At 60.8% G+C, this 23514-nt stretch carries 20 protein-coding genes and 1 tRNA gene; 9 read left to right on the top strand and 12 right to left on the bottom strand.

The window, feature by feature from the left end:
- Positions 1–2 precede the first annotated feature (2 nt).
- Positions 3–662, top strand: coding sequence for a helix-turn-helix transcriptional regulator (locus CORTU0001_RS04105; RefSeq protein ID WP_005327617.1), 660 nt, complete (start codon positions 3–5; stop codon positions 660–662).
- Here the strand turns inward: CORTU0001_RS04105 and thrB are convergent.
- From thrB to argS, 4 genes are all read right to left on the bottom strand, one after another.
- Positions 649–1578: a homoserine kinase gene (gene thrB / locus CORTU0001_RS04100; RefSeq protein WP_034668136.1), complete on the bottom strand. Its 930-nt coding sequence runs from the start codon at positions 1576–1578 to the stop codon at positions 649–651. The genes CORTU0001_RS04105 and thrB overlap by 14 nt on opposite strands.
- Before the next feature lie 25 nt (positions 1579–1603).
- Entirely contained in the window at positions 1604–2947 is a 1344-nt protein-coding gene (locus tag CORTU0001_RS04095) for a homoserine dehydrogenase (RefSeq protein WP_005327615.1), read from the bottom strand.
- A 174-nt stretch (positions 2948–3121) separates the two neighbouring features.
- The gene (gene lysA / locus CORTU0001_RS04090; RefSeq protein ID WP_005327614.1) at positions 3122–4459 is read right to left on the bottom strand and encodes a diaminopimelate decarboxylase; all 1338 of its coding nucleotides are present in this window, start codon (positions 4457–4459) and stop codon (positions 3122–3124) included.
- The gene (gene argS, locus CORTU0001_RS04085; protein WP_005327613.1) at positions 4460–6112 is read right to left on the bottom strand and encodes an arginine--tRNA ligase; all 1653 of its coding nucleotides are present in this window, start codon (positions 6110–6112) and stop codon (positions 4460–4462) included.
- Between the two features lie 211 nt (positions 6113–6323).
- On the opposite strand from argS, the gene CORTU0001_RS04080 reads away from it, so the two are divergent.
- The 5 genes from CORTU0001_RS04080 (at position 6324) to CORTU0001_RS04060 (ending at position 11059) form a co-directional block, all read left to right on the top strand.
- Positions 6324–7109: a (Fe-S)-binding protein gene (locus CORTU0001_RS04080; protein ID WP_005327612.1), complete on the top strand. Its 786-nt coding sequence runs from the start codon at positions 6324–6326 to the stop codon at positions 7107–7109.
- On the top strand, positions 7109–8614 hold the full coding sequence (locus CORTU0001_RS04075; RefSeq protein WP_005327611.1) for a lactate utilization protein B: 1506 nt from the start codon (positions 7109–7111) through the stop codon (positions 8612–8614). Before CORTU0001_RS04080 ends, CORTU0001_RS04075 begins: the two co-directional genes overlap by 1 nt.
- Positions 8611–9231: a LutC/YkgG family protein gene (locus CORTU0001_RS04070; protein ID WP_005327610.1), complete on the top strand. Its 621-nt coding sequence runs from the start codon at positions 8611–8613 to the stop codon at positions 9229–9231. The genes CORTU0001_RS04075 and CORTU0001_RS04070 overlap by 4 nt, the downstream gene beginning before the upstream one ends.
- A 117-nt stretch (positions 9232–9348) precedes the next feature.
- A complete protein-coding gene (locus tag CORTU0001_RS04065) occupies positions 9349–10932 on the top strand; it encodes an alpha/beta fold hydrolase (protein ID WP_005327609.1) in 1584 nt (527 codons plus the stop codon).
- Positions 10933–10985: 53 nt separating this feature from the next.
- A tRNA-Arg gene (locus CORTU0001_RS04060) sits at positions 10986–11059 on the top strand.
- Between the two features lie 90 nt (positions 11060–11149).
- Here the strand turns inward: CORTU0001_RS04060 and CORTU0001_RS04055 are convergent.
- Entirely contained in the window at positions 11150–11947 is a 798-nt protein-coding gene (locus tag CORTU0001_RS04055) for a MerR family transcriptional regulator (RefSeq protein WP_005327608.1), read from the bottom strand.
- Positions 11948–12046: 99 nt separating this feature from the next.
- Between CORTU0001_RS04055 and CORTU0001_RS04050 the strand changes: the two genes are divergently transcribed.
- Genes CORTU0001_RS04050 through CORTU0001_RS04040 form a run of 3 tightly spaced genes read left to right on the top strand, consistent with a single transcriptional unit; the run spans position 12047 to position 14637 of the window.
- Complete coding sequence (locus CORTU0001_RS04050; RefSeq protein ID WP_244262088.1) at positions 12047–12565, top strand: hypothetical protein; 519 nt, start codon at positions 12047–12049, stop codon at positions 12563–12565.
- Positions 12566–12567: 2 nt separating this feature from the next.
- Positions 12568–13467 (top strand): ABC transporter ATP-binding protein, encoded by a 900-nt coding sequence (locus tag CORTU0001_RS04045; RefSeq protein WP_005327605.1) that lies wholly within the window; start codon positions 12568–12570, stop codon positions 13465–13467.
- 3 nt (positions 13468–13470) lie between these two features.
- Positions 13471–14637, top strand: coding sequence for an ABC transporter permease (locus CORTU0001_RS04040; protein WP_005327604.1), 1167 nt, complete (start codon positions 13471–13473; stop codon positions 14635–14637).
- A 56-nt stretch (positions 14638–14693) separates the two neighbouring features.
- Here CORTU0001_RS04040 and CORTU0001_RS04035 read toward each other — a convergent pair whose 3' ends face one another.
- From CORTU0001_RS04035 to CORTU0001_RS04005, 7 genes are all read right to left on the bottom strand, one after another.
- Complete coding sequence (locus CORTU0001_RS04035; protein ID WP_034668134.1) at positions 14694–14897, bottom strand: hypothetical protein; 204 nt, start codon at positions 14895–14897, stop codon at positions 14694–14696.
- Positions 14898–15005: 108 nt separating this feature from the next.
- Positions 15006–15305, bottom strand: a complete 300-nt coding sequence (locus tag CORTU0001_RS04030) for a hypothetical protein (RefSeq protein ID WP_005327602.1) — start codon at positions 15303–15305, stop codon at positions 15006–15008.
- 5 nt (positions 15306–15310) lie between these two features.
- Positions 15311–15817 (bottom strand): MarR family winged helix-turn-helix transcriptional regulator, encoded by a 507-nt coding sequence (locus tag CORTU0001_RS04025; protein WP_005327600.1) that lies wholly within the window; start codon positions 15815–15817, stop codon positions 15311–15313.
- Positions 15818–15822: 5 nt separating this feature from the next.
- A complete protein-coding gene (locus CORTU0001_RS04020) occupies positions 15823–18408 on the bottom strand; it encodes an AAA family ATPase (protein WP_005327599.1) in 2586 nt (861 codons plus the stop codon).
- Positions 18408–19526 (bottom strand): metallophosphoesterase family protein, encoded by a 1119-nt coding sequence (locus tag CORTU0001_RS04015; protein ID WP_005327597.1) that lies wholly within the window; start codon positions 19524–19526, stop codon positions 18408–18410. Before CORTU0001_RS04015 ends, CORTU0001_RS04020 begins: the two co-directional genes overlap by 1 nt.
- Entirely contained in the window at positions 19527–20348 is an 822-nt protein-coding gene (locus tag CORTU0001_RS04010) for an SWIM zinc finger family protein (protein WP_005327595.1), read from the bottom strand.
- Between the two features lie 3 nt (positions 20349–20351).
- Positions 20352–23387: a DEAD/DEAH box helicase gene (locus tag CORTU0001_RS04005; protein WP_005327594.1), complete on the bottom strand. Its 3036-nt coding sequence runs from the start codon at positions 23385–23387 to the stop codon at positions 20352–20354.
- Between the last annotated feature and the right edge of the window lie 127 nt (positions 23388–23514).

Below are 23514 nucleotides of genomic sequence, written 5' to 3'. Positions count from 1 at the left end.
CCATGCCTGATTCACTTCCCCGGCCCACCACCGAACTCTTTCCGGAGGCCCTCAACCTCTCGCCCAAGCAGCGGGAGGTGCTCACCGCTGTGCAGCGCCACCCCGAAGGCGCCAAGGCCGGCACCGTCGCCGAGGAACTAGGCATGCACGTCAACACCGCCCGCGGACACATCGATGAGCTGGTCAACGCTGGGGCCGTCAACGTAGTCTCCGCGCCGAGTAAGGGCCGCGGGCGCCCCTCCCTCATATTTCAAGCCCGCGTACCGGATAATAAAGCGGTAGCAGAGGAATATATCACCTTGGTGGAAGTGCTGACCACGATGCTGGCGGATAAGGAAGAGCTTGATGACGCCGCCTCGACCAAGGCCCTCGAGATCGGGCGACGCTGGGCGCGCGCCGCAGGTGCCGACGCCTCCGATGGCGCGCTCGATACGCTCTTTGCCACCCTGCGCGATATGGGCTTTGATCCTGCCACCAAGCCTGATTCAACCGACATCGAGCTCCATGCCTGCCCGTTTGTCTCTTCGGGGCTTAAGCCTTCGCCGTTCCTGTGCGCGGTACACGCTGGCTTCCTGCAAGAAACCAGCGACGATGCCACCTCGATTACCTTGGTGCCACGCCAGCCTCACAACGTGTGCCGGCTAAAGATTAAGCCTGCGTAAGCTCCACCCTGACGGGGCCGGCGACGGTGAGATCGATGACCCGGAGGTTCTGCTCGCGGGCGTCGGCAAGAATGCCCTCCTCAATATCCTCGGTGTGCAGCACCATGACGGTGGGGCCGGCGCCGGATAGGTAGGCCGCATAGCCGCGATTGCGCAGGCGGTTCACCCACTCCGCGGTCACGGGAAGCACATCCGCGCGATACGGCTGATGCAGGCGATCGCGGGTTCCCTCCCACAGGAGATCCGGGTAGTTCTGCAACGCCGCCACCTGGACCGCGGTGCGCGAGACGTTGAACGCCGCATCCGAATGCGTCACGTGCGACGGCAGGACGCGGCGCACCGCTTGGGTGGAGGCGTGGAAATCTGGCACGAGCGCGGTGGCGCGGATATCTTCGTGCACCTTGATGGACGCGGCGCGGTAGTCCGGCAAAGAATGGCCGTCGACGGGGACATTTGTCCACGACACCACGGCGTCGCCCAGCACGGAGGCGGCGGCATTATCGGGATGGCCCTCAAAGGCGGAAGAAAGCTGCACCACTTGCTCCTGGGTCAGGGGGCTTCCCGCTAGCGCATTGCCGGCGGCCACGCCCGCCACCGCGGCGGAAGCGGAAGAGCCCAGGCCACGCGACTGCGGGATAGTATTATGCGAAACCACGCGCAGGCCCGGCACGGTGGCGTCGGCCGCCGAAAGCGCGGAGCGAATCGCCTTGACCACCAGGTGGGAGCCATCGCGCGGCAGGTCTTCTGCACCCTCGCCGAAAATTTCCACCACAAGGCCCGAGGTGGTGACCTCTACCTCGACGGTGTCATACAGGCTCAACGCCATGCCCAAGGTGTCATATCCTGGGCCCAGGTTCGCCGTGGAGGCAGGGACGGTCACGATTGCCTTAGTGCCGACTTCAACTTCGATACTCATAGCTATCCAGTCTATGGGGCCGGTGCTAGCTGCCGAGGCGGATTACGGAATGAACGGCCTTGACCTCTTCGAGCTCGCCCAAAGCAGCCACGATGGTGTCCAAGGTGGCCTCCTTCGCGGCATGGGTGACCACGATAAGGCGGGCGGTGTCCGCGCCGTCTTCCTGGCGCACGGTACGCAGGGAAACATCATTATCGGCAAAGACGGCGGAGATAGCGGCCAGCACACCGGTGCGGTCTTGAACTTCCATATCGATGTGGTAGCGGGTTTCTACCTCACCGAAGTCTGCGATAGGCAGGTTGGCATAGGTATTCTCGCCCGGTGCACGGCCGCCGTGGACGATATTGCGGGCTGCCCCGACGACGTCGCCAAGCACGGCAGAAGCCGTAGGATTGCCGCCCGCACCATTGCCGTAGAACATCAGGGAACCTGCGGCCTCGGCCTCGACGAAGATGGCATTATAAGACTCGCTCACGGAAGCCAACGGGTGCTCCTTGGTCACCAACGTGGGGTGCACGCGGGCATTGACCGCCTCGGAGCCATCCGCACGCTGGAGGCGCTCGCAAATGGCCAGCAGCTTGATGGAATAGCCGGCATCATTGGCCGCGGCGATATCCGCGGCGGTGACCTTGGTAATGCCTTCGCAGTGCACGTCCTCAAACTTCACTCGGGTATGGAAGCCCAAAGACGCCATGATGGCTGCCTTGGAGGCGGCGTCATGGCCCTCAACATCCGCGGTGGGATCGGCCTCGGCATAACCCAAGCGGGTAGCCTCCGCTAACGCTTCATCATAGGAAGCGCCCGTGGACTCCATCGCGTCCAAGATGAAGTTAGTGGTGCCATTGACGATGCCGGAGATGCGCTCTATCTGATCGCCGGCCAGAGAACGACGCAGCATGCCCACCACCGGAATCGCGGCGGCTACGGCAGCCTCAAAGTAGAGGTCTACGCCGGCACGGTCGGCGGCCTCCGCCAGCTCGTCTGCGTGCGCGGCAACCAGGGCCTTATTGGCGGTCACCACGGACTTTCCGGAATTGAGTGCGGCGAGCACCAGCTCGCGCGGGAAGTCAATACCGCCGATAACCTCGACCACGAGGTCGATATCGTCGCGGGCGACGAGCGCCTTGGCGTCATCGGTCAACAGATCCTGGGGCACGCCCGGGCGCAGCTTATTTTTGTTGTGGATGGCAATGCCGCGAATCTCGGCTGGGCCACCGATGCGGTGAGCAAAGGCATGAGCATTCTCCCCTAGCAGGCGAAAGACCTCAGCACCAACGGTGCCAAAGCCTAGCAGCGCGATACCGACGGTCTCGCCCTCGCCCTTGCCGGAATGCTCGTGTGCCTGAAGCTCGCTAGTCGATGCAGCCATAATCCGTCTCCATTGTGCGGTTGGGGTAAAGGTGTCGTGCCCGCTGATTGCGGATACAGGACACTATACAGAACAAGCTGTCTACTTTCGCGGCAAATGGGTCAACAGATAGAAAAGTCCCCGTCACAGGCCCTGAATTAAATTAGGCGCTGTGACGGGGACCGAGTGCGTGGGCTAGTCCACTTCGAGGGAAAGAAGATCCTCGATGGTCTCGCGGCGCAGCATCGGCTTGGTCTGGCCTACGCGCGTGGCGACGACCGCCGGGCGCACCGCACCGTTGTAGCGCGAGGACATCATGTACTGGTAGCCACCGGTAGCAGCAAAGGCGATCAAGTCTCCCGGCTGGATATCATTGGGCAGCTCGCCGTCTTCAAGGAGAATATCGCCGGACTCGCAATGGAAGCCCACCACGCGGGAGGGCACCTCTTCCCCATCGCTAAAGCGGTTGACCACGCGTACGTCATAGGCCGAACCGTAGAGCGCTGGCCGGATATTGTCTGACATTCCACCATCGACGGAGATATAGCGACGCAGCGGCAGATCCGACTTGCCAGTTTCTACATCCTTGACGGTACCCACGCGATAAACGGTCACCGCAGAGCCGGCAACCAAGGAACGACCGGGCTCAACCAAGAGGAAGGGCGCCTCAATGCCCAACTCCTCTGCGGTGTGCTTGACCGCGCCGAGCATATCGCCGGCCACGCGCTCGATATCCAGCGCCTCCTCATAAGGCATGTAGGGAATACCAAAGCCGCCGCCCAGGTCGAGCTCTTCTAGAGTTACGCCCAGCTCGGTATAAATCTGGCGGTACAGCCCCATGACGCGCTCTGCGGCAAGTTTGAAGCCCTCCGCATTAAAGACCTGGGATCCAACGTGGCAGTGCAGGCCGCTTAGGTGCAGGTTGTCCGCCTCCAAGCAACGCTTGGCCGCAGCAAAGGCCGCACCCGTGGCGAGCGAAATGCCGAACTTTTGATCCTCATGCGCCGTGGCGATGAATTCGTGCGTATGCGCATCAACACCCGGCTTGACGCGGATCATCACCGGCTGGACCTTGCCGGCCTCGCCCGCAATGCGGTTGAGCTCTTCCAGCTCGAGCTCGTTATCAATGACCACGTGGCCCACGCCGGCGTCTACGCACAAACGCAGGTACTCTTCATCCTTATTATTACCGTGCGTGGTGATGCGCTCGGCCGGAAACTCCGCGGCCAAGGCAATCTTGAGCTCATTGAGCGAGGCAGCATCCAAGCACAGGCCTTCCTCATTGACCCAGTTCACGATCTTCTTTGAGATGAAGGCCTTGGAGGCATAGTGCACGTGCTCGGGTCCACCGAAGGCGCGGGCCATGTCCTGGCAGCGGGACCGGAAGTCATCTTCATCGAAGACATACAGTGGGGTCTGGAATTCCTCTACCAAATCCGGCAGCGGAACACCAGCAATGGTTACTACGCCGTCTTCCTCGCGCTTTGCATTGCGCGGCCAGACGTGGGCCGGCAGCTCATTGAAATCCGCCACTTACATCTTCTCCGGGGTGCTCACACCCACCATGGTCAAGGCATTGGCCAAGACCACGCGGGAGGCTTGTGCCAGCGCGAGGCGGGCGCCATGGATAGGAGCTTCGTCCTCGCCGGCCTTGGGCAGGACCTGGCAGGAGTCATAGAAGCGGTGGAAGACCGCGGCGAGGTCCTCGGCATAGCGGGCGATGCGGTGCGGCTCGCGCAGCTGCGCGGCTTCTTCCACCACGGCTGGGAACTCACCCAAGGTGCGGATGAGGTCGCCCTCGCGGTCGTGGGTGAGCAAGGAGAGATCCGCGCCTTCCGAATCGACGCCCAGCTCGGCTGCCTTTCGGCCGATAGAGCACAGGCGGGCGTGGCCGTACTGCACGTAGTAGACGGGGTTATCGGAAGACTGGGATTCCCACAGGCCTAAATCAATATCGATGCTCTGGTCCACAGAGGAACGCACCAGGGAATAACGAGAAGCGTCCACACCGATGGCAGCCACGAGATCCTCCATGGTGATGACCGTGCCCGCACGCTTGGACATGCGCACTGGCTTGCCATCGCGCAGGAGGTTAACCAGCTGGCCAATGAGCACCTCGACGGCGTCGGCATTGTAGCCCAGGGCGGCTGCGGCAGCCTTCAAGCGTGGCACATAGCCGTGGTGGTCAGCGCCCAGCATGTAGATATTCAAATCGTGGCCGCGGTCGAACTTATCGGCCACGTAGGCAATGTCGCCGGCAATATAGGCCGCATTGCCATCGGACTTGACCACCACGCGGTCCTTGGAATCGCCGTAATCGGTGGACTTGAGCCACCAGGCATTTTCAGCTTCGTACATATGGCCTTCGGCCTTGAGCTTTTCCAGCGCGGAATCGACTGCACCGGATTCGAAAAGGGAGTTCTCGTGGAAGTAGACATCAAAGTCCACGCCAAACTCGTGCAGGGACTGCTTGATCTGCGCAAACATCATCTCCACGCCGTCTGCACGGAAAGCTTCCTGGACCTCTTCGTCGCTGCCCTCTAGCGCGGATGGGTTCTTTTCCACGACGGCCTGGGCAATGTCCTGAATATAGGCTCCGCCGTAGCCATCCTCCGGAGTAGGCTCGCCCTTCGCGGCAGCCACCAGGGAACGGGAGAAACGGTCAATCTGGCCGCCATGGTCATTGAAGTAATACTCGCGGGTGACCTCCGCGCCAGACGCCTCCAGCACGCGGCCCAGGGAATCGCCCACGGCCGCCCAACGGGTGCCCCCGAGGTGGATCGGGCCAGTCGGGTTAGCGGAAACAAACTCGAGGTTAACCTTCTTACCCGCAAAGGAATCGTTAGAACCGTACTCCTTACCGGCGCGAAGGATTTGGGCGACGATCTCTCCCTGGGCGTCGGCAGCAAGGCGAATATTAATGAAACCAGGGCCAGCGATATCGGCCTCTGCAACGGCATCATTGTCTGCCAAGGCCTCTGCCAACCAGCCGCCCAGCTCGCGCGGGTTTGCACCGGCCTTCTTGGCCACCTGCAGCGCCACGTTGGTGGCATAATCGCCGTGCTCAGGATTGCGTGGGCGCTCTACGGTTACCGTTTCTGGCAAAACGGAGGAATCAAGCTCATGGCTTTCCATGACCTTAACGGCAGTTTCTTTAATCAATGTGGCCAAATCAGCTGGTGTCATGTCGCACGATTCTAGTGGACTGAAAAGTCAAGTGTGAAAAGGGCCAGGCCAGAAAACTCCTCTTTGCAGGACAAACGTTTGATAAGAGCTTTTTGCAACATTGATATTGCGAAATAATTGCTGGTCAACAAAGGGACGCATTACGCACGTACTGCTTAAAAGGAGTAGGGTTGTGCCTACCCCCATGTCAAGAATCAACGAGGAGCACCGTATGCGCATTGCGCTATTTTCCACTTGCATTGGTGACGCCCTTTTCCCGGACGTACAAAAGGCAACGGCACTGGTTCTCTCCCGCTTGGGCCACGAGGTGGTCTTCCCGGAGGAGCAGACCTGCTGCGGCCAGATGCACATCAATACCGGTTACCAGAAGGAAACCCTGGGCATGATCCGCTCCTATGCGGATGCCTTCGCAGATCCCTCCATTGACTATGTTGTTGCTGCCTCTGGTTCCTGCGTCGGCGCCGTTCGTGAGCAGCACGAGCGCATCGCCGACCGTTACGGCAACTCCGCCGACGTCGACGGCGCCCGCAAGACCACCCAGAAAACCCTGGACCTGCCGGAATTCCTGGTGGACGTTGAAGGCGTTACCAACGTGGGCGCATTCTTCCCGCACCGCGTGACCTACCACTCTTCCTGCCACGGCCTGCGCTTCCTGAAGCTGGGCGATCGCCCAATGCAGCTGCTGCAGGAAGTCGAAGGCATCGAACTGGTCACCCTTCCAAATAAGGAAGAATGCTGTGGCTTCGGCGGCACCTTCGCCATCAAGAACGCAGAGGTATCCCGCGCGATGGTCACCGATAAGACTCGCCACATCAAGGAGACCGAGGCAGAATTCGTCACCGGCGGTGACTCTTCTTGCCTGATGAACATCGGTGGCGCCCTGAGCCGCCAGCGTTCCGGCGTCCGCGCCGTTCACATGGCTGAGATCTTGGCGTCCACCAAGGAGCACCCATGGACTCCGACCTCCGCCGCTTACTCCAAGGAGACGATGCTCTAATGACCTCTTTCCTCGATACCACCCCACCGCGCGCGCCGGAAGGCTACGGCAACCTGCGCGGCAGCAAGGCCTTTGTTCCCCTGGCACACGTTGGCCTGAATAACGCCACCCAGCGACACAACCTGCAGCACGCCACCACCTCCATTCGTGAGAAGCGCTCCAACGCTGTGGAGGAGCTGGATGATTGGCAGGAGCTGCGCGCTGCAGGTTCCGCCATCAAGGAAGACGTTGCCGCTCGCATGCCAGAGCTGCTCGAGCAGTTCGAAGAGGCAGTCAAGGCTCGCGGCGGCGTCGTCCACTGGGCACGCGACGCCAAGGAAGCTAACCAGATCATTGAGGGTCTGATTCGCGCCACCGGCGAGACCGACGTGGTCAAGGTTAAGTCCATGGCCACCCAGGAAATCGGCATGAACGAGCACCTGGAGGCCGCGGGCATCAACGCTCGCGAGACCGACTTGGCAGAGCTCATCGTGCAGCTGGGCGAGGATAAGCCGTCCCACATTCTGGTTCCGGCTATCCACCGCAACCGTGCGGAGATTCGCGATATCTTCGTCAACAAAATGCCGAATACCGATGACACCCTGCAGGCTAATCCAGCAGAGTTGGCCGAGGCATCCCGCCAGTTCCTGCGCGAGCAGTTCATGCAGGCCAAGGTTGCCATCTCCGGCGCTAACTTCGGTGTGGCAGAAACCGGCACCATCAACATCGTGGAGTCCGAGGGCAATGGCCGTATGTGCCTCACCCTGCCGGAGACCCTCATTACCGTGATGGGCATCGAAAAGCTGGTTCCTACCTTCCAGGATCTGGAGGTCTTCCTCCAGCTGCTGCCGCGTTCTTCCACCGCGGAGCGTATGAACCCGTACACCTCCATGTGGTCCGGCGTTACTGAGGGCGATGGCCCCCAGAACTTCCACTTGGTGCTGCTGGATAACGGCCGTACCGCGGCCCTGTCCTCCCCGATTGGCCACCAGGCCCTCAAGTGCATCCGTTGCTCGGCTTGCCTGAATGTTTGCCCAGTCTACGAGCGCGCCGGCGGCCACGCCTACGGCTCTGTCTACCCTGGCCCGATCGGCATCTCCCTGACGCCGCAGCTGACCGGCATGAAGGATCACAACGATCCTTCCGCCAGCCTGCCTTATGCGTGCTCGCTGTGCGGCCGCTGCGACGAGGTGTGCCCGGTGAAGATTCCGCTTTCCGACGTCATTTTGGAAAACCGCCACCAGAAGGTCACCCACGCCACCCCACCAATCGAGCCGAAGCTCTTCAAGACCATTCAGCTACTGTGGAGCAACCCGAAGCTGTGGAACAAGGCAACTCACATGGTCGCCTTGGGCCGCATCTTGGGTGGCACCAACAAGACCATCGAATCCCTGCCACTGTTTATGTCCGGTTGGTCCGAGGGCCGCGACACCGCGGTTCCGCCAAAGAAGTCCTTCCGCCAGTGGTTCGAGTCCGAAGAAGGCAAGGAACTTCTTGCCGAGGCCCGTGAGGAGTCCAAAAAGTGAACGCAAAGCAGGAAATCCTAAGCCGCATCCGCTCCGCTCAGAAGCAGGCTGGTCTCCCCGACCACGTTGATGCCCCGCGCGACTACCACCACGAGGGCACCCTGAACGCGGACGAGTTGCGCGATATGCTCATTGACCGACTCGAGGATTACAAGGCCGAGGTGCACGTCACCGAGGAAGGCGAACTCAAGCAGACCATCGCCACGATCCTCAAGGACCGCGAGTGCAACGACATTCGTTATGCCGAAGGCATGGACGCCACCCTCTTCGAGGGCTTCGACGCCAAGCCTGACGATAAGTCCGTCGATCCGCGCACCCTGAACGAGACCGACGCAGTGGTCACTTACTCCCACGTCACCTCCGCCCAGACCGGCACCATCGTGCTCGAGTCTGATGAACGTTGCGGTCGTCGCGCGCTCACCCTGGTTCCGGATCGTCACCTGTGCATCGTCCACCAGGATGAGATCGTCTACGGCATCCCCGAGGTCATCTCCCGCATGGATCCAGAGAAGCCTGCAACCTGGATTTCCGGCCCTTCCGCCACCTCTGATATCGAGCTCACTCGTGTCGAGGGCGTACACGGTCCGCGTGACCTCATCGTTGTCATCGTCAAGTAGGTGCATAGCCCTCGCCTCGGCCGGTGAGGGCACCCACCTACTGTGAATGCGATGCCAAAAGCATCAAAGAAGCATAGGCTAGGTCTACCAATCATTTTTATTCTGGAGACCTAACCTATGCTTTCTTTTTCATCTAAGCTTGCGGCCGCGCTCGGTGCAGCTGCGGTCACAATTGGTGTTACTGCACCGATTGCTACGGCCGCACCTGCACCTGCACCGCAGGACACCAAGCCCGCTATTTCCTGGGAAGACTGCCCCGAGCAGGTAGATATTGACTCGGCCGAATGCGGACGCATCGAAGTCCCTACCTACTATGACAACCCGAAGGCCGGCACCATTAGCGTCGGCTTCGTGCGGGTGCCCGCCGCCAACCCAGAAGCCCGCCGTGGCGCATTGTTTACCAACCCTGGTGGTCCAGGTGGCGATGCTTATGGATGGGCCGGCAATAGCGCTGTTCCGTGGCCACAGGCCGTGCGCGACGAGTGGGACACTATCGGCGTACAGCCACGCGGTCTTCCAGGCTCCACTCCAGTTAAGTGCGATGCTTTGGCTGCTAGTGATCCACTCCGAGATAGCCTGCAGTTTGGAAAACTCACTCGCGATGCCTGCGAGAAGAATACCCCGGGCTATACCAACTCATTGACCACTGCGAATACCCTGCAGGATTGGGAAATGGTGCGCCGCGCCTTGGGCGAAGAAAAGATTGACATCGCCGGTACCTCCTATGGCACCTATCTCGGCTCCGCCTACGCCACCAAGTATCCGGAGCACACCGGCAAAGTCTTATTGGATTCCGGTATGAGCCCCAAGCTGGCATGGAATGGCATCTTTGCTTCGCAACAGCGCGGCTATGAAAAGGGACTGCACGATCTCTTCGGGTTTATTGCCAAAAATGACGCCAAGTACCACCTCGGCACCACCCCGCTGCAAGTCTATGAAAAGTGGTCTCAAAAGGTAGCTCGTGAGGCAGGTGTACGCCCTACTGTCTTGCCACCAAACGCCAAGATTGGTGACCTTCCTCCAGGCCTCGAGTTTGCCGGACAGCCTGGCGCGGACATTATGACCGCCACCGGCCCACTGCGCGTGCAGGCGGAGTTCCTCAGCCAGAAGATTCAGCAGCCCAATGCTGTGCAAGTGTCCTCCCCGCTTTTGGGCATGACGCGCCTCCTCGTGCCGGTTCCCGCGCAGTGGGATGCCTTTGCCAAGCACTTAAATGGCAGCGAGCCTATGGATGCCGAGCAGTCCGATCCGGAGGCGCTGCGCAAGGAGCAAGAATCCCTGGCTCAGGCGATGAATATGCAAAACCTCATCGTCTGCAATGAAAACACCGTGCCGGGCAATCCGCTGCTGTACCCGAGTTATCTATGGGCCAACTTCGTCAGCGCTGATCCCTTCACCCTCATCAACTCTCTGTACGGCTCCGGCGCAGGTTGTGGTGGACGTGCGCCGGTCACGGGCCAGGCGCCTCTCGACGGCTCCAAGCTCACCACCAAGCCCCTCCAGCTCCAGGCAACGGGCGACCCGCAAACGCCGTACCAGTACCACACCAGCCTCTCCAAGCCGATGCAGTCGCACGTGGTCACCGTCCACGGCCCCGGCCATGGCCACTTTGCTTCTAAGAATAAGGTCGTTGATGACATTGGCGTGCACTACCTACGCACCGGCGAAGTCACTACTGCCGACGCCCCCGGGTTGATTTAGTCCCCCGCTAACCCATGCGCTAAAATCACATCGTTGGGAATTTTCCCAGCGATGTCTCCGTAGCTCAGCGGATTAGAGCATCGGTTTCCGGTACCGAAGGTCGCAGGTTCGATCCCTGTCGGGGACACATTCACCGCTGACCACCAGGACTGTCTGGTGGTCAGCGTTTTATTTATCTTCCTGTCAGCTAGGTCTTCCTTAGCTGGACACGAGCCTTCTATTGCCACTCCGGGTTGTCGGTATCCACCCCTTGTGCCTTAGCTGCATGCTCAATCGCGTCTGCCAGCCACTGCGCCAACCCCTCCTGCTGCGCCTCATAGTGGGCACGGAAGCGCTCGTCAGCTACGTAGCCGCGTGAAATCAAGAAGTGCTTTGCCGGCGTGACGGGAAAGAAGGCGCTTAATGCTTCGCGGTGCTTTTCGACGATCCCCTGGGCCTCCTCCGACCCCGCACCCACACCGCTCGCTACGGCCTGGGCCAGCTCTTTTTCGACCTCAGCGACTCCGGCTTGCGCATCGCTCCAATTGTCCTTCGACCAGCCGGCAGTGCGCTGCTGATACACAGCCCAATCCTCACTCGATCCGTAGGCCTCCTCGGCTTCTTGTTGATGCGCGGCGAAGTTGGCATCGCCAACAATCTGCCCAATTTCTTCAGTGGTGAGCTTTCGGTTATTCATTGCTTCCTCCATCAGGGTGTCAATTGCTGCCAGCATGTCAGTAAGGCTGTCGCGCTGCGCGAGCAGGCTCTCCTTTTGCCTCCGCAAATGTTCTAAGTCGGAGGCACCGCCATCTAGCAGCTGTTTAATATCGGTCAATTTCATACCGGTGGCGCGATAGATCAGAATCTTCTGCACTCGAGCACAGTCGTCCTCGGTATACAGCCGGTAATTGGACCAGCTGCGCCACGTGGGAGACAGCAAGCCTTGTGCCTCCCAGTGATGCAAAGTGCGCACCGTGATGCGGAAGAGCGCTGCTACCTCGCCAACGGTATAGAGAACTTCATCGATGTCGTCCATGGCTTCATTGTCGCGCCTTACGCTGCGTCAGGGTCAACCGCCGGAGAAAATCTGCAGAATCTCTTGCCAGAGTGTTGGGTTTATGCAACACTTGGGTGCATGACAGCAAACGACGCCCCTGTTTCAACAACGATCCGCGCCGAACGGTTCCGCAGGCCCGGCCCCACCCGTGGATTAATCGCGTCAATGTATGGCTGCGTGGCCGTATCCGCGATTTTCCTCATCCTCGCATTGGCGCTTTCTTCTTACTGGGCACTGTTAGGAATGTCTATAACAATGGTGCTCTCTTGCATTCCGTGCACCATTCTGCGGGTATCAATTGATTCCAAAGACCGCAAGCCGCTGTCCTCTCTTGATGAGTACGAGGCTCGGGTCCTCGACCAGTGGCGCCGCAAGGCTTTCCAGCTGTCTACCGCGCTTCTTTTTGCCGGCGGTCTTGTACCCCTCCTCGTAGGCAATTGGTTCCTAGGCGGAGGCATTGGCGGAGGCATTACCGGCATTATTGGCACCAAATATTTGCTAGGAGCTGGCTACTTCCTGCTCTTTAGCTACTTCATCTCTGCTACCCTGCCCGCTGTCGGATACGCACTGACCTTCAACCACACCTCGGAGGACTAGACATGCCCACCTTGACCATCGACCACCTCAATAAGTCCTTCGGGGAGACTCAAGCCCTGCGGGATATGACCTTTAGCGTTAGTGACGGCGAAATCTTCGGTTTCGTCGGATCCAACGGCGCCGGAAAGTCCACCACCATGCGCATTGCGCTTGGTGTGCTGGCGAAAGACTCCGGCGAAGTCTATTTCGATAACGCCCCAATTAATGACGATAATCGCCGCCGCATTGGCTATATGCCGGAAGAGCGCGGCCTCTATGGAAAGGAACCGTTGCTTAGCCAGCTGGTCTTCCTCGGCACCCTGCACGGAATGGATAAACCCGCCGCCAAGCGCGCCGGCACTGAGCTCCTTGAACAGTTAGGGCTGGGCGAGCGCATGAACGATAAGCTCGATGACCTGTCTTTGGGCAACCAGCAGAGGGTGCAGCTGGCGGCCTCCCTCATCCATGATCCTGACATGCTGATTCTGGACGAGCCCTTCTCCGGCCTAGACCCGGTTGCGGTCAACGTCATGTCGGACATGCTGCGCGAGCGCGCCAATCGCGGCGTGCCCGTCATTTTCTCCTCGCACCAGTTGGACCTGGTGCAGCGCTTGTGTGACCGCGTGGGCATTGTGACGAAGGGGCATATGGTGGCCGAAGGGGGCGTCGATAAGCTGCGCAGCCAAGGCCCGCCTCGCTTCGAGGTCGCTACCCCAGCGCGCGGCTGGTATCCGGAAGGCACGGAGCTGGTGGCAGAAACTGCCGATGCCGTAGTACTCCAAGCCGGTCCCGCCGTAGATGATCAGACAATCCTGCAGGCAGCCGTTGCCGCAGGCCCGGTGCATTCCTTCGGCCGCAAGATCCCAGACCTGACCGAGCTTTTCCAGGACGTCGTCACCAGCAACCAGAATGAGGAGGCCTAAGCCATGCAGTATTCCGCAATGAAGACCATCGGGGTTGTAGCCAAGCGTGAGATGGCAGTCGCACTGAAGTCGAAGATGGTAGTGGGCACAATGCTGCTGCTTATCCTCGGCGCCATTATCGCACCCATTGCTATCAATTTCTTCAGCGGCGATGACGAACCTGATTCCGTAGCCATCGTGGGGATGGAAGCGTCTGCCTTTGATGATTCCGGTATTGATGCCACAGAGGCAAAAGACCGCGCGGAAGCCCAGCAATTGGTGGAAAATGACGAGGCCGATGCCGCCCTAGTACCGGCAGAGAACGCCGGCTGGGATCTCCTCAGCAAGGGCGATACGCCTGCCGCGGTAACTACCACGGTCAACCAAATCGTTGCTTCCCAAGCACAAGCAACGGCGCTGGATACGCTCAATATTGACCCGCAAGAGTTAGAAAAGGCTACCCCCTCGACCACGGTCAATCAGGTGAACTTAGAAGAAGAAGACGGCACGGAGCAAAAGATGGCCGGCGTAGCCACGGTCCTCATTGGCGCAATGGTGGTCGTCTTTTCCGTCATGACCTTCGCCGGCTTAATTGGTGGCCGCGTCACGGAGGAAAAGTCCTCCCGCGTGGTGGAAATTATCTTGTCTTCCGTACGCCCGGTGGACTTTTTGGCCGGCAAGATTTTGGGCAATACCATCATCGGTTTCTTGGCCACCCTCCTCATCCTGGGCGGTGGCGCGATCTCGCTTGCTACGTCCGGTCTGGCTAGTGACCTCGAGCTGGACTATGGCTTGGTAGCGGTCCTCCTTGTTGGCGAGATTCTAGGTCTGCTTTTCTTTGGCAGCCTCTACGCTGCAGCCGGCTCGATGGTGCAGCGCACCGAGGATCTCCAGTCCACGCAGGCACCCATCCTGTTCCTCGTCTTTGCCACCATGTATGTACCAATGTTCGGCTGGATGCACTTGGATGCCACGTGGATGCAGGTAATGACCTGGTTGCCACCGGTGTCCATGCTGGTCGCTCCGATGCAGGTGGCCGGGGGCAACCTCAGCTGGTTGGGCTTGCTAGCTAGCTATGTGCTCATGGCTGTGGTGACCGCACTGATTATCGTGCTGGTCGGTCGCATCTACCGCCGCGCCATTTTGAACAATGGCCGCAAGATGACCTGGCGCCAAGCCCTGGGCAAATAAAATTATCCGGCTCCCCGCCCTATGCAGGGGGAGCCGGATTCTTCTATGTGCCGAAGCTACTGAGTAATGAACTCGTTGGTGATCGGCTGGGTGATGTCCAAGGTGCCGTGCTCGATGTAGTACATACCGAAGAACATGGCAGCCAACATCACTACGGCTAGCAGCATGGAAGGGATCCACTGAAGGAATACGGGAACCCAGCCATTGCCCTTATCGCGAGCTGCTGCTTCGCGCTGTTCCTGAGCCTCACGCTCGTTCATAATGATAAAACCTTTCGATCCACCGAGGATTAACTACGGATATCTTAACAGTTAAGTGCCCGCAAGGCCGCATTCCTCGCACTTTTGATTGACGCCGAAATTCGGCACTTAGATACCTGGGTCCTCGTTATTAAGCAACGCTTCTACGAAAGACTCGCGATCCGCGAGCATGCGCTCAATATCCTCTTCTGCGCCAACGATCCACAGCTCGGTGTCTTGGTCGTAGGTCAGCGCGGAGTCTGGGTACGCCTCTAGTGCCTCCTCCATTGCGGCGACTTGTTCTGCGCTAGCCGTATCCTCCAAGTGCGCCTCGGGGTCACCGATTCGCGGGCTAAGCTCCTCTAACGCGGTGATGCCGTAGGTTTTATATTGCTTTTTTGGGTGCTCAAAGAGCTCTTGGCCCATCATGGAGCTTAATCCTTTCCGTGTAGTAGTGAATCCGGCACATACCCCTCGTAGCCTGGCAGGTTAGTCACCTGCACAACTCCGGCGAAAAAGCGCTTAAGCGCCGGGATATCCTCGGGCTGCAAGTGATCAAAGACCATGCGCCGCACTGATTCCACGTGTTCGGGGGCGGCGCGGCGTAGGTGTTCTAAACCGGCGTGCGTTACGCACACATTGATACCGCGGGCATCGTCCTCGTCCGGTTCCTTAAACAATAGGCCGCGCTTTTCCATTCGGGTTACCTGGTGCGAGGCCCTAGAGCGGTCCCACTCCAGCTGTGTGCACAACTCGCGCAGGCGCAGGCGCTGTTCAGGTGCCTCTGAAAGAGCGACTAGGACGGCAAACTCGGAGGCAGAGACTTCCCCGCCGGCTTTCAGCGTTTCATCCATTCCCCTATCTATTTTGCGCACAGCGGCAAGCAACAGGCGCCATAGCTCCTGTTCTTCGTCGTTTAACCAGCGAGTTTGATAAGGCATGGGACCTAGATTACCCCTTTGAGGGAAGCTATGTCGCGCTCGTCGCGTCCCGGCACCCGGGAGTAGCGCTCTGGCATGCAGGTAAAGACCAATACCTGATTATCCCGGCCGACATGGGAAAAGAGCGTGGCCATTAGTTGCAGACGGTGCGCGTCAGTAGAACCCAGCGCATCGTCGACGATGACCGGTACCGACTCCGCCCCCACTAATTGTGCAATGGCAAAGCGGGTGAGGATGGCCAATTGCTCGCGGGCACCACCAGAAAGGCTAGCCAGACTTACCGTCTCATTGTCCTGAGTGCGAGCGATGACACGTAGATCTTCATCGAGTTCAAAGGTGATTTCGCCACCATAAACAGTGCGCGCCAACTGTGAGAGCGCAGCCACGAAGGGCGCGGCGTAGCGCTGGCGGGCGGCATCGCGGTGCTTGAGCAATATTTCGCGGAGGTAACGGGCTGCTTGGGCGCGCTTGTCGACGCTCTCGTACACCGCCCGAGCCATATCTACCGCCGCGGTGGCCTGCTGTGCGCGCTCGGCGGCACCGGAGTGGAAGTTCACCTCGCTAGAGAGCCGGCCGAGGTCCACCTCGCAGCGCTGTATGCGTTCGGTGAGGTAATCCAGATGGGATTGAGCGCCTTCCACCAAGGAGTTGGCGGTCTTAAGGTCCACAGCTTCCATCTGATCCAGTTGCCCACGCAAGTCCGCCACTACGGATTCCAGGCGGATAACCTCGGCACGCAGGTCCCCGTCGGCGGCGTGTTCACGCGCGGAGGAAAGGTCTCGAGTCACGCGCTGCGCATTTTCGCGGGCGGCGTCCAGCTCGGCATCTAGGCGCACCACCTCGTGAGCAAGGCGGCTTTCGCGATACGGCACAAGCTCGCGGTCGAGCGCATCGACCTTTTCGCTAGCATCTTCCTCCGCGGCTTCGGCGGCGGCGAGGTCTAGCTCCTCCCCGTCCGCAAGGTCTGCGATCTTCTCAGCCAGCGCAATATGCTGGGCGCGCAGCTCACCCAAATCATCCGGTCCCAGTTCCGCGGCAAGGGCGCGGGTGGCGGCATCGAGGTCGTCGTTCTGCGCACGGTGCGTCTCATGGGCTTCTTCGGCCGCAGCCACTGAACCTACGCCGAGGGTATCGAGCAGCTCGTGCAGCCGGGTGCGGGCCTGTTCCACATCGCGCTGGGTGTCCTCCGCGGAATAGGAACCGGCCGAGAAGCGGGCGGTGATATCGCCGATGGTGATTACGCGGGAATCGACAAGCTCGACGGCGGTGTCCTCCCCCACCTCGATGTCCTCGCCATCGACGCGAATGGTAGAACCCGCCGGCCCAGAAAAATGCACCTTGGCGGCCGCAGCCTCGTGCAGGCGCTCTGCTACCGAAAGGGCCGAGTCCGCCTTATGCAAACCGGTGATATCGGCCGCGGTCACCTCGCGGCCGCGCTGCGCAACGACGGCGCGGGCTTGATCCGCCTCGGCGGCAAGGGCGTCAAGCGCTTCTAGCCGGGCACTGAGCTGCTCAAACTTCTGCTTATCTTGCTGGCGACGCGCTTGCTTAAGTGTGCTACGAGCCGCAGCATAGTCCTCTTTGGCCTCCGCTAGTTGCTTCTCTAGCGATTCCTTGGCCGCGGCTTCTTCTTTCGCCTTGTCCTGGGCGGCGATGAGCTTGTACTGGGCAGCCTCGGTGGCCCTGACAGATTCCTCAGCCGCGGTGACGAGCTCGGCGCGCTCGGTGACGACGGCTTGCGCACGGGCAAGATCCTCTGAAGCACGGGCGAGGGTGGCCTTATGGGAGTCTAGGGTGGCCTGCGCGGTGGCGGCTTCCTCGGCCTGCGCCTGTTTGTCGGTGAGATCGGCGCGGGCGGCGGGGAGCTCTGCTTCAGCGGCGGCTTGGTCGCGCTCGAGTTGCTCGTAGCGCTCGACCACGGAGTCGAGCTCGCGCAGCACGCGAGTGGCCTCAGTGTATTCTTCTTCGGCGCGGGCTAGCGCTGCGGCGGATTCCTTGTACTCGCCGGCCGGGTTACCCTTCGCCGCGGTGAAATAGCGCTGATATTCCTTGTCCACGCGGGCCAGCAGCGCGGAATCGTCGCCGGAGACCTCGTCCTCGGCCAGGCCGGATTCGCGCTCGAGCGCGCGGGTCAGGCTGGGAATGCCGACGGCTGAGATGGCCTCGCCGGTGTCGTCTTGGCGCATAAAGAGGGCGTCGACAAGCGAGCGATCCAAGTGTTCTGAAAGGATACGCTCCAGTTCATCGTCGGCCTGGCTGCCGGTAAATTGCGCCGGCCGTGGGGAAGAAATATTCAGCTCGCAGGATTTCTTTGATAGCCAACGCTTGGCAATGCGGAAGCGGTACTCCCCTACGCTCAGCTCGGCCGTAACTTCCGGGGCAACGTCCTTGCCCACCGGTTGCAGGGAGCGAATGCGCTTGGAGCGGCCGCTGTGCTTTTCGGTGAGCACCACGTCGAGTGCCTCCACGATGGTGGACTTGCCGGCTTCGTTCTCGCCATGGATGACCACGACGCCGGTCTCGGGCAGCTCATCGAGGACCAGGTGCTCAATGCCGCGAACGTTGGTGAGTTCTAGGCGGTGGATGCGCATTAGGACTGTCCCTCCAAGCGGAATAGCAGGTTGGCGGCGTCGCGGGCGACGGGATCCTCACGGTTATCCAATAGTTCATGCAGCGCCTCGGCCGCGTAGCCGGAGATATCGAGGCTGGCCAATTCCTCTTCGCTGGGTTCCAGGTAAAGGTCCATGGTGCGCTCACGCGGGCGCAGGGACGCAAATACGGCCTCATACTCGTCCAGTCCGCGCTGCAGGCGGGCATGGGCCGCGACGCCGAGCGTGCCGCGCAGGCTATATTTCACGGCCGTGCGCACCTTATCGGGGTACTCGCCTAGGCGCGCAAGGAAGCGTTCCACGTCTTCGGCGGAATCCACGGCAGCGTCGAGGGCTTCAAAGGTCCAGCGGCCAATGCGGCGCTTATCGACGTCCACCTTATCCCCCACGCGCACCACCAACGCATTGCCGGAATCGGATTCGCCGCCACCAGTACTCGTTTCCTTATAGTCCGTGGTCTCCGGGCTACCGGAGAACCACACCCGTCCGGTGGTGCCGAGGCTGGCGGTGGAGTGGGTATCACCCAGCGCCAGGTAGTCGATCACCCCGCGGTCCAGGCAGTCCTCGACGAAAGCAAGGTCGATGGTATCGGCGTCATCCTCGCCGGAGCGGGAGTCCACCTGGCCGTGGCCGACGGCGATGCGGATGCCCGCGGCCGGCTCCAAGGGTTCGAGCGCTTGGCGGACCAAGTCGTGATTCGCGCGCTTGGAAAGGTACGGCGCGCCAACCAGTTCCACGCCGGGTGCGACCTCGATGGGCTCCGAGTCTGCGATGACGTGGACGTTGTCCGCGCTGGTCTTATAAAACACCGAATCCGCCACCAGCGGGTCGTGGTTGCCGGGCAGGACATAGACTGGCACCGGCAGGCGCTTGAACATTTCCGTGGCGCGGGCGAGGATTTCGCGGGAGAGGGAATTGTGTTCAAAGACATCGCCGGCTACGACGATGAATTCCGCCCCGGTGTCCTCGGCCAGCTCGCCCAGCCGCATGATCGCGGCCTCGCGGTCATCATTAAATCGGCCTTGGGCCTCGCCCTGCAAAAACCATCGGGTCATGCCTAGCTGAAAATCGGAGGTATGGATAAACGTGGTAGCAGTCATTTAGTGCGAGAGGTGATAGTAGAGGTCTTCAATATCGGATACCGCGCGCAGGAGATCCAGATTGGTGTGTGAAACCGAGCGCATGGCCTTGCGCAACAGGTCCGGATCGGAGTCATCGATGGCTGGGGCTACCTTGGGCTGCGGCAGCTTCGGTAGCTCGCGGCCGTTCCAGAAAATCTCATTCTTTTCTTCCTCGGACAGGTCGCTCGGGGTAAAGCTTTCGCGGCTGACCGTCTTGGCCTGCTCTAAGACCATGCGCTCCAGCCGGGCAAAGTCCAGCCCGCGCATATTAAAGATGACGGCCGGGTCCGCATCAGCGCGGGTGGCGAGCTTATCGCCCACCGCCACGATGTGCTTGCACACGTACTCGCCATCCGGACAATCACAGGTCAAGCGGAGGTCTTCGGCCTCGGGGGCGAAGAGGGTGTCCAAGGCGGCGTCGGAAAGCATGCCCTTGCGCGCGTTGGCCACGGAATTGGGGGTGCGGGCGAATTCGGTGGCCAGCTGGGCAATATCGTCGTTATTGCGGTACGGCAGCTGGATGAGCACCGCAAAGGGCTCGTTCTGGGAGCCGGCCACGCGGCCATGGATGGCGCCATTGCGCACCTCGAGGCCCACGACGTGTCCGCCCTCGGCATACTGGCGGCCGCGGGTAATTCTGCCACGATCCGCGCCCTGCGAGGTAAAGGCCGCAATACGCGATGCGGTAGTGGACAGGATGCGCCCGCTGCGGTCCACGTGATTGACCTCGGCCGGGGTGCTTACCCGCTTGCGAGTGCCAAAATTGGCATAGATAACGTTGTCGTCGCCTTTGACGGCCATGGATTACTCCCTCCCCCGGTAGCTCATGAGTGCGGCCAGCTGATCTGGGTCTAGCTCCGTGAGCCAGCCCTCGCCTTCGCCCACCACGGCGCCGGCCAGCTGCGTCTTACCGTCCAAGATATCCTGGATGGATTCCTCCAGCGTACCTGCGGTGATCATCTTATACACCTGCACATTGCGGCGCTGGCCAATGCGGAAGGCACGGTCCGTCGCCTGGTTTTCCACCGCGGGGTTCCACCAGCGGTCCATGTGCACGACGATAGAGGCGGCCGTCAGGTTCAGACCGGTGCCGCCGGCTTTGAGCGAAAGGATCATCGCCGGCGGGCCGTCCTCGGACTGGAAATCTTCCACCATCTGGTCGCGCTTATTCTTGCTTACCCCGCCGTGGAGGAAGGGGATATCGCGGCCCAGCTGGTCACTCAGATAGGGCTGCAGGATATCGCCAAAGGCTTTGTACTGCGTAAAGACGAGGAGTCGCTCGCCGGATTCGGTGGCCTCGTCCACGATGCGCATGAGCTCTTTGACCTTGCCCGAGCGGTGCTTTCCCTTGAGCGTCACCGGCGAGTTATCGCCCAGGTAGTGCGCGGGGTGATTACAAATCTGCTTAATGCGGGTCAGCGAGGCTAGCACGAGCCCGCGCTTATTGATGCCCGTCGCCTCCTGCAGGTCCTTTTTCACCTGGTTGACCAGTGCCTTATATAGGGCGGCCTGCTCGGTGGTCATGGATACGGTGAGGATCTGCTCGGACTTTTCCGGCAGGTCATCGATGATATTCGGGTCCGTTTTGACGCGGCGGAGGATAAACGGCGCGGTGAGCTGGCGCAGGCGCTCGGACATTTCCTCGTCATTATTGCGCTCGATGGCCTTGGCAAAGTGATTGCGGAAGAACGAGGCGGTGCCCAGCACGCCGGGGTTGCAGAAATCCAGGATGGAGCGCATCTCAGAGAGGCGATTTTCCACCGGGGTACCGGTCAGCGCCACGCGGTGTTCCGAGGGCAGCGAGCGCACGGCCTTGGACGAGCGCGTCGCGGAATTCTTAATCGCCTGGGCCTCGTCGAGGACGACGCGCTGCCAGCCGACTTCGCCCATGTCCTTAAAATCGCGGCCCACGGTGCCGTAGGTGGTGATGACGAGGTCACACTCGCTGGCCTCCTTTAAAAAGTCCTCCCCGCGCGGGCGGCTGGGGCCGTGCTGCACCATGACTTTGAAGTCTGGGACGAAGCGCTGGGCCTCGCGGGCCCAGTTGCCCACCACAGACGTTGGTGCCACCACGAGGGTGGGGCCGGTCTGCTCCCCGCGGTCCTTCTCCACCGCGAGGAGGGACAGTAGTTGGAGGGTTTTGCCGAGCCCCATGTCGTCGGCAAGCACTGCTCCAATGCCACTGCGCGACATCCAATACAGCCAGTCGACGCCGCGGCGCTGGTACTCGCGCAGCTCCGCGTGTACGGATGCGGGAATCTCCACGCGCTCTGGGGCAACCTTGTCCACCCCGCCGAGTAGCGCCGTGTGCCAGGTGCTGCCGGTGAACTCGATGGGCTCTTGGGTCATGGACTCTAGCGCCAGCTCGCGCAGCTCGGCCACGGTGACCTGTTCGTGCTCCTCGCCGCCCTCGTTGAATTCTTGGCGGCGGCGCTCCACGTCCGCCATCAGGGCTTCCCACCCTGGCTGGTCGAGCTGCTTGGCCATTTCCGCGGAGGCGGCTAGCTGCTCGAGCTCCTTCTTCTTGCGCGCTATGGCCTTCTCCCGCAGCGCGTCCATGTAGCCGGAGACTTGGGAGACGACCTGCTTATCGGCCATGACCCACTTGCCGCGCAGCTGGATGAGGCCGGACTTAGAATTGACCAGGTCCTCCATCTCTTCCTCGGTCAGCTCCACATCGCCCACGGACATGCGCCAGTTATAGTCCACCAGCTTATTCATGCCGATGTGCTTCTTCGTGGCGGCCTCGGCCGGATCGCGGGCCTCGTGGGTTTCCAGCTTGGCCTTAGTCTCCATCTGCGCCCAGGCTTTGGGAAGCATGACGGTCACGCCGCTGGCCTTGAGCTTATCCACCTCGTGGGTAATAAAGTGGGTGAGCTGGTGGGTTTCTAGGTAGACGTCCCAGTCGCCGTCGCCAGGCTGCGGCAGCTGCGCGGTCTCCCCCAGCGTGGGTGCGATGCGCACGGCTTTGCGGTGAGCTTCGCGCAGCTTTTCCACACTCGCCCTATCCAAACTCTGCGCCGACACCGGCCGCGGAGAATCCGTGCCCGAACGCACCCGCACGCGCACTGGCCACTTGGCCGCATCCGGGTCAACGTCAAGCGGCTCCTCCACGATGTAGACCAGCTGGAGTTCTACCTCGTAGATGGAATTCTTCCACTCATTGAGCCCACGCAGCAGCTGCGAGCGTCCCCGCCGGATCGGCCGCGTATCGAGCAGGGCGCGGGCAAACTCGTGCCACGGCATCGGGCGCGGAGCCTCCGCCACGGGCCGCAGCTCGCGGAAGGCAATCCAGTGGGTGAGCTCATCGGCCATGTCATCTGAGAGTGCCCGGTTATTCACGTGCAAGATGCCCGGCGCGGCCGCCATCATCTCCGCGAGCCAGCCGCGCTCGCCCAAGCCGGAGGCCAGCTGCCACATGGGGAACCACTCATTGGCCTGGTAAGCCAGCCGGAAGGTCACGCGGCCGGCGCGCACGAACTTGCACAGCCCGCTGTAGGCATGGATCAGCCACTGGAGGTCGGGCGCAATGGTGGCCGGCGGCTTGTGGTTCAGGTGCTCCATTTGGGCAAGCGCCGCCACGGCCTCTTCGGGTCCGAACATCGCCATGGGCACCATCAGGGAGACATCCTTGCCCTTGGGCGTGCGCAGCGATACCCGCGCTCGGTTGCGGAAGGATTTCTTCGCCAGGATGGACTCCACCGCTGGCGGGAAGGTGCCCTCAGGAACGGCATTGGGCATGACGATCTTGTGCCCTTCTACCTGTTCAATCCATAGACCTAGTCCCGTAACGGGGAGCCACAGTCCATGCACGAGGTAAGAAGCCATAGCCGCCAGCATAGCAGCCCCTTTTGGTTTTGTTACAGGCTCGTTATGTTCCACCCTTTTCCCAGTTGAACGACAGAAAATCGAAACGGAGATCTGCGCCACACCTGTATTTTCGCTTGGGTTAACCTTGTGACCCCGT

Source organism: Corynebacterium tuberculostearicum SK141, from assembly GCF_000175635.1.
GTDB classification, from domain to species: domain Bacteria; phylum Actinomycetota; class Actinomycetes; order Mycobacteriales; family Mycobacteriaceae; genus Corynebacterium; species Corynebacterium tuberculostearicum_C.
This window is presented reverse-complemented; position numbering and strand designations above follow the sequence as displayed.

Excerpts from the sequence above, each read along its gene's own strand:
- CORTU0001_RS04105 (WP_005327617.1), top strand. The coding sequence starts at position 3 with ATGCCTGATTCACTTCCCCGGCCCACCACCGAACTCTTTCCGGAGGCC.
- thrB (WP_034668136.1), bottom strand. The coding sequence starts at position 1,578 with ATGAGTATCGAAGTTGAAGTCGGCACTAAGGCAATCGTGACCGTCCCT.
- CORTU0001_RS04095 (WP_005327615.1), bottom strand. The coding sequence starts at position 2,947 with ATGGCTGCATCGACTAGCGAGCTTCAGGCACACGAGCATTCCGGCAAG.
- argS (WP_005327613.1), bottom strand. The coding sequence starts at position 6,112 with ATGACACCAGCTGATTTGGCCACATTGATTAAAGAAACTGCCGTTAAG.
- CORTU0001_RS04080 (WP_005327612.1), top strand. The coding sequence starts at position 6,324 with ATGCGCATTGCGCTATTTTCCACTTGCATTGGTGACGCCCTTTTCCCG.
- CORTU0001_RS04075 (WP_005327611.1), top strand. The coding sequence starts at position 7,109 with ATGACCTCTTTCCTCGATACCACCCCACCGCGCGCGCCGGAAGGCTAC.
- CORTU0001_RS04065 (WP_005327609.1), top strand. The coding sequence starts at position 9,349 with ATGCTTTCTTTTTCATCTAAGCTTGCGGCCGCGCTCGGTGCAGCTGCG.
- CORTU0001_RS04055 (WP_005327608.1), bottom strand. The coding sequence starts at position 11,947 with ATGGACGACATCGATGAAGTTCTCTATACCGTTGGCGAGGTAGCAGCG.
- CORTU0001_RS04050 (WP_244262088.1), top strand. The coding sequence starts at position 12,047 with ATGACAGCAAACGACGCCCCTGTTTCAACAACGATCCGCGCCGAACGG.
- CORTU0001_RS04045 (WP_005327605.1), top strand. The coding sequence starts at position 12,568 with ATGCCCACCTTGACCATCGACCACCTCAATAAGTCCTTCGGGGAGACT.
- CORTU0001_RS04040 (WP_005327604.1), top strand. The coding sequence starts at position 13,471 with ATGCAGTATTCCGCAATGAAGACCATCGGGGTTGTAGCCAAGCGTGAG.
- CORTU0001_RS04035 (WP_034668134.1), bottom strand. The coding sequence starts at position 14,897 with ATGAACGAGCGTGAGGCTCAGGAACAGCGCGAAGCAGCAGCTCGCGAT.
- CORTU0001_RS04030 (WP_005327602.1), bottom strand. The coding sequence starts at position 15,305 with ATGATGGGCCAAGAGCTCTTTGAGCACCCAAAAAAGCAATATAAAACC.
- CORTU0001_RS04025 (WP_005327600.1), bottom strand. The coding sequence starts at position 15,817 with ATGCCTTATCAAACTCGCTGGTTAAACGACGAAGAACAGGAGCTATGG.
- CORTU0001_RS04020 (WP_005327599.1), bottom strand. The coding sequence starts at position 18,408 with ATGCGCATCCACCGCCTAGAACTCACCAACGTTCGCGGCATTGAGCAC.
- CORTU0001_RS04015 (WP_005327597.1), bottom strand. The coding sequence starts at position 19,526 with ATGACTGCTACCACGTTTATCCATACCTCCGATTTTCAGCTAGGCATG.
- CORTU0001_RS04010 (WP_005327595.1), bottom strand. The coding sequence starts at position 20,348 with ATGGCCGTCAAAGGCGACGACAACGTTATCTATGCCAATTTTGGCACT.
- CORTU0001_RS04005 (WP_005327594.1), bottom strand. The coding sequence starts at position 23,387 with ATGCTGGCGGCTATGGCTTCTTACCTCGTGCATGGACTGTGGCTCCCC.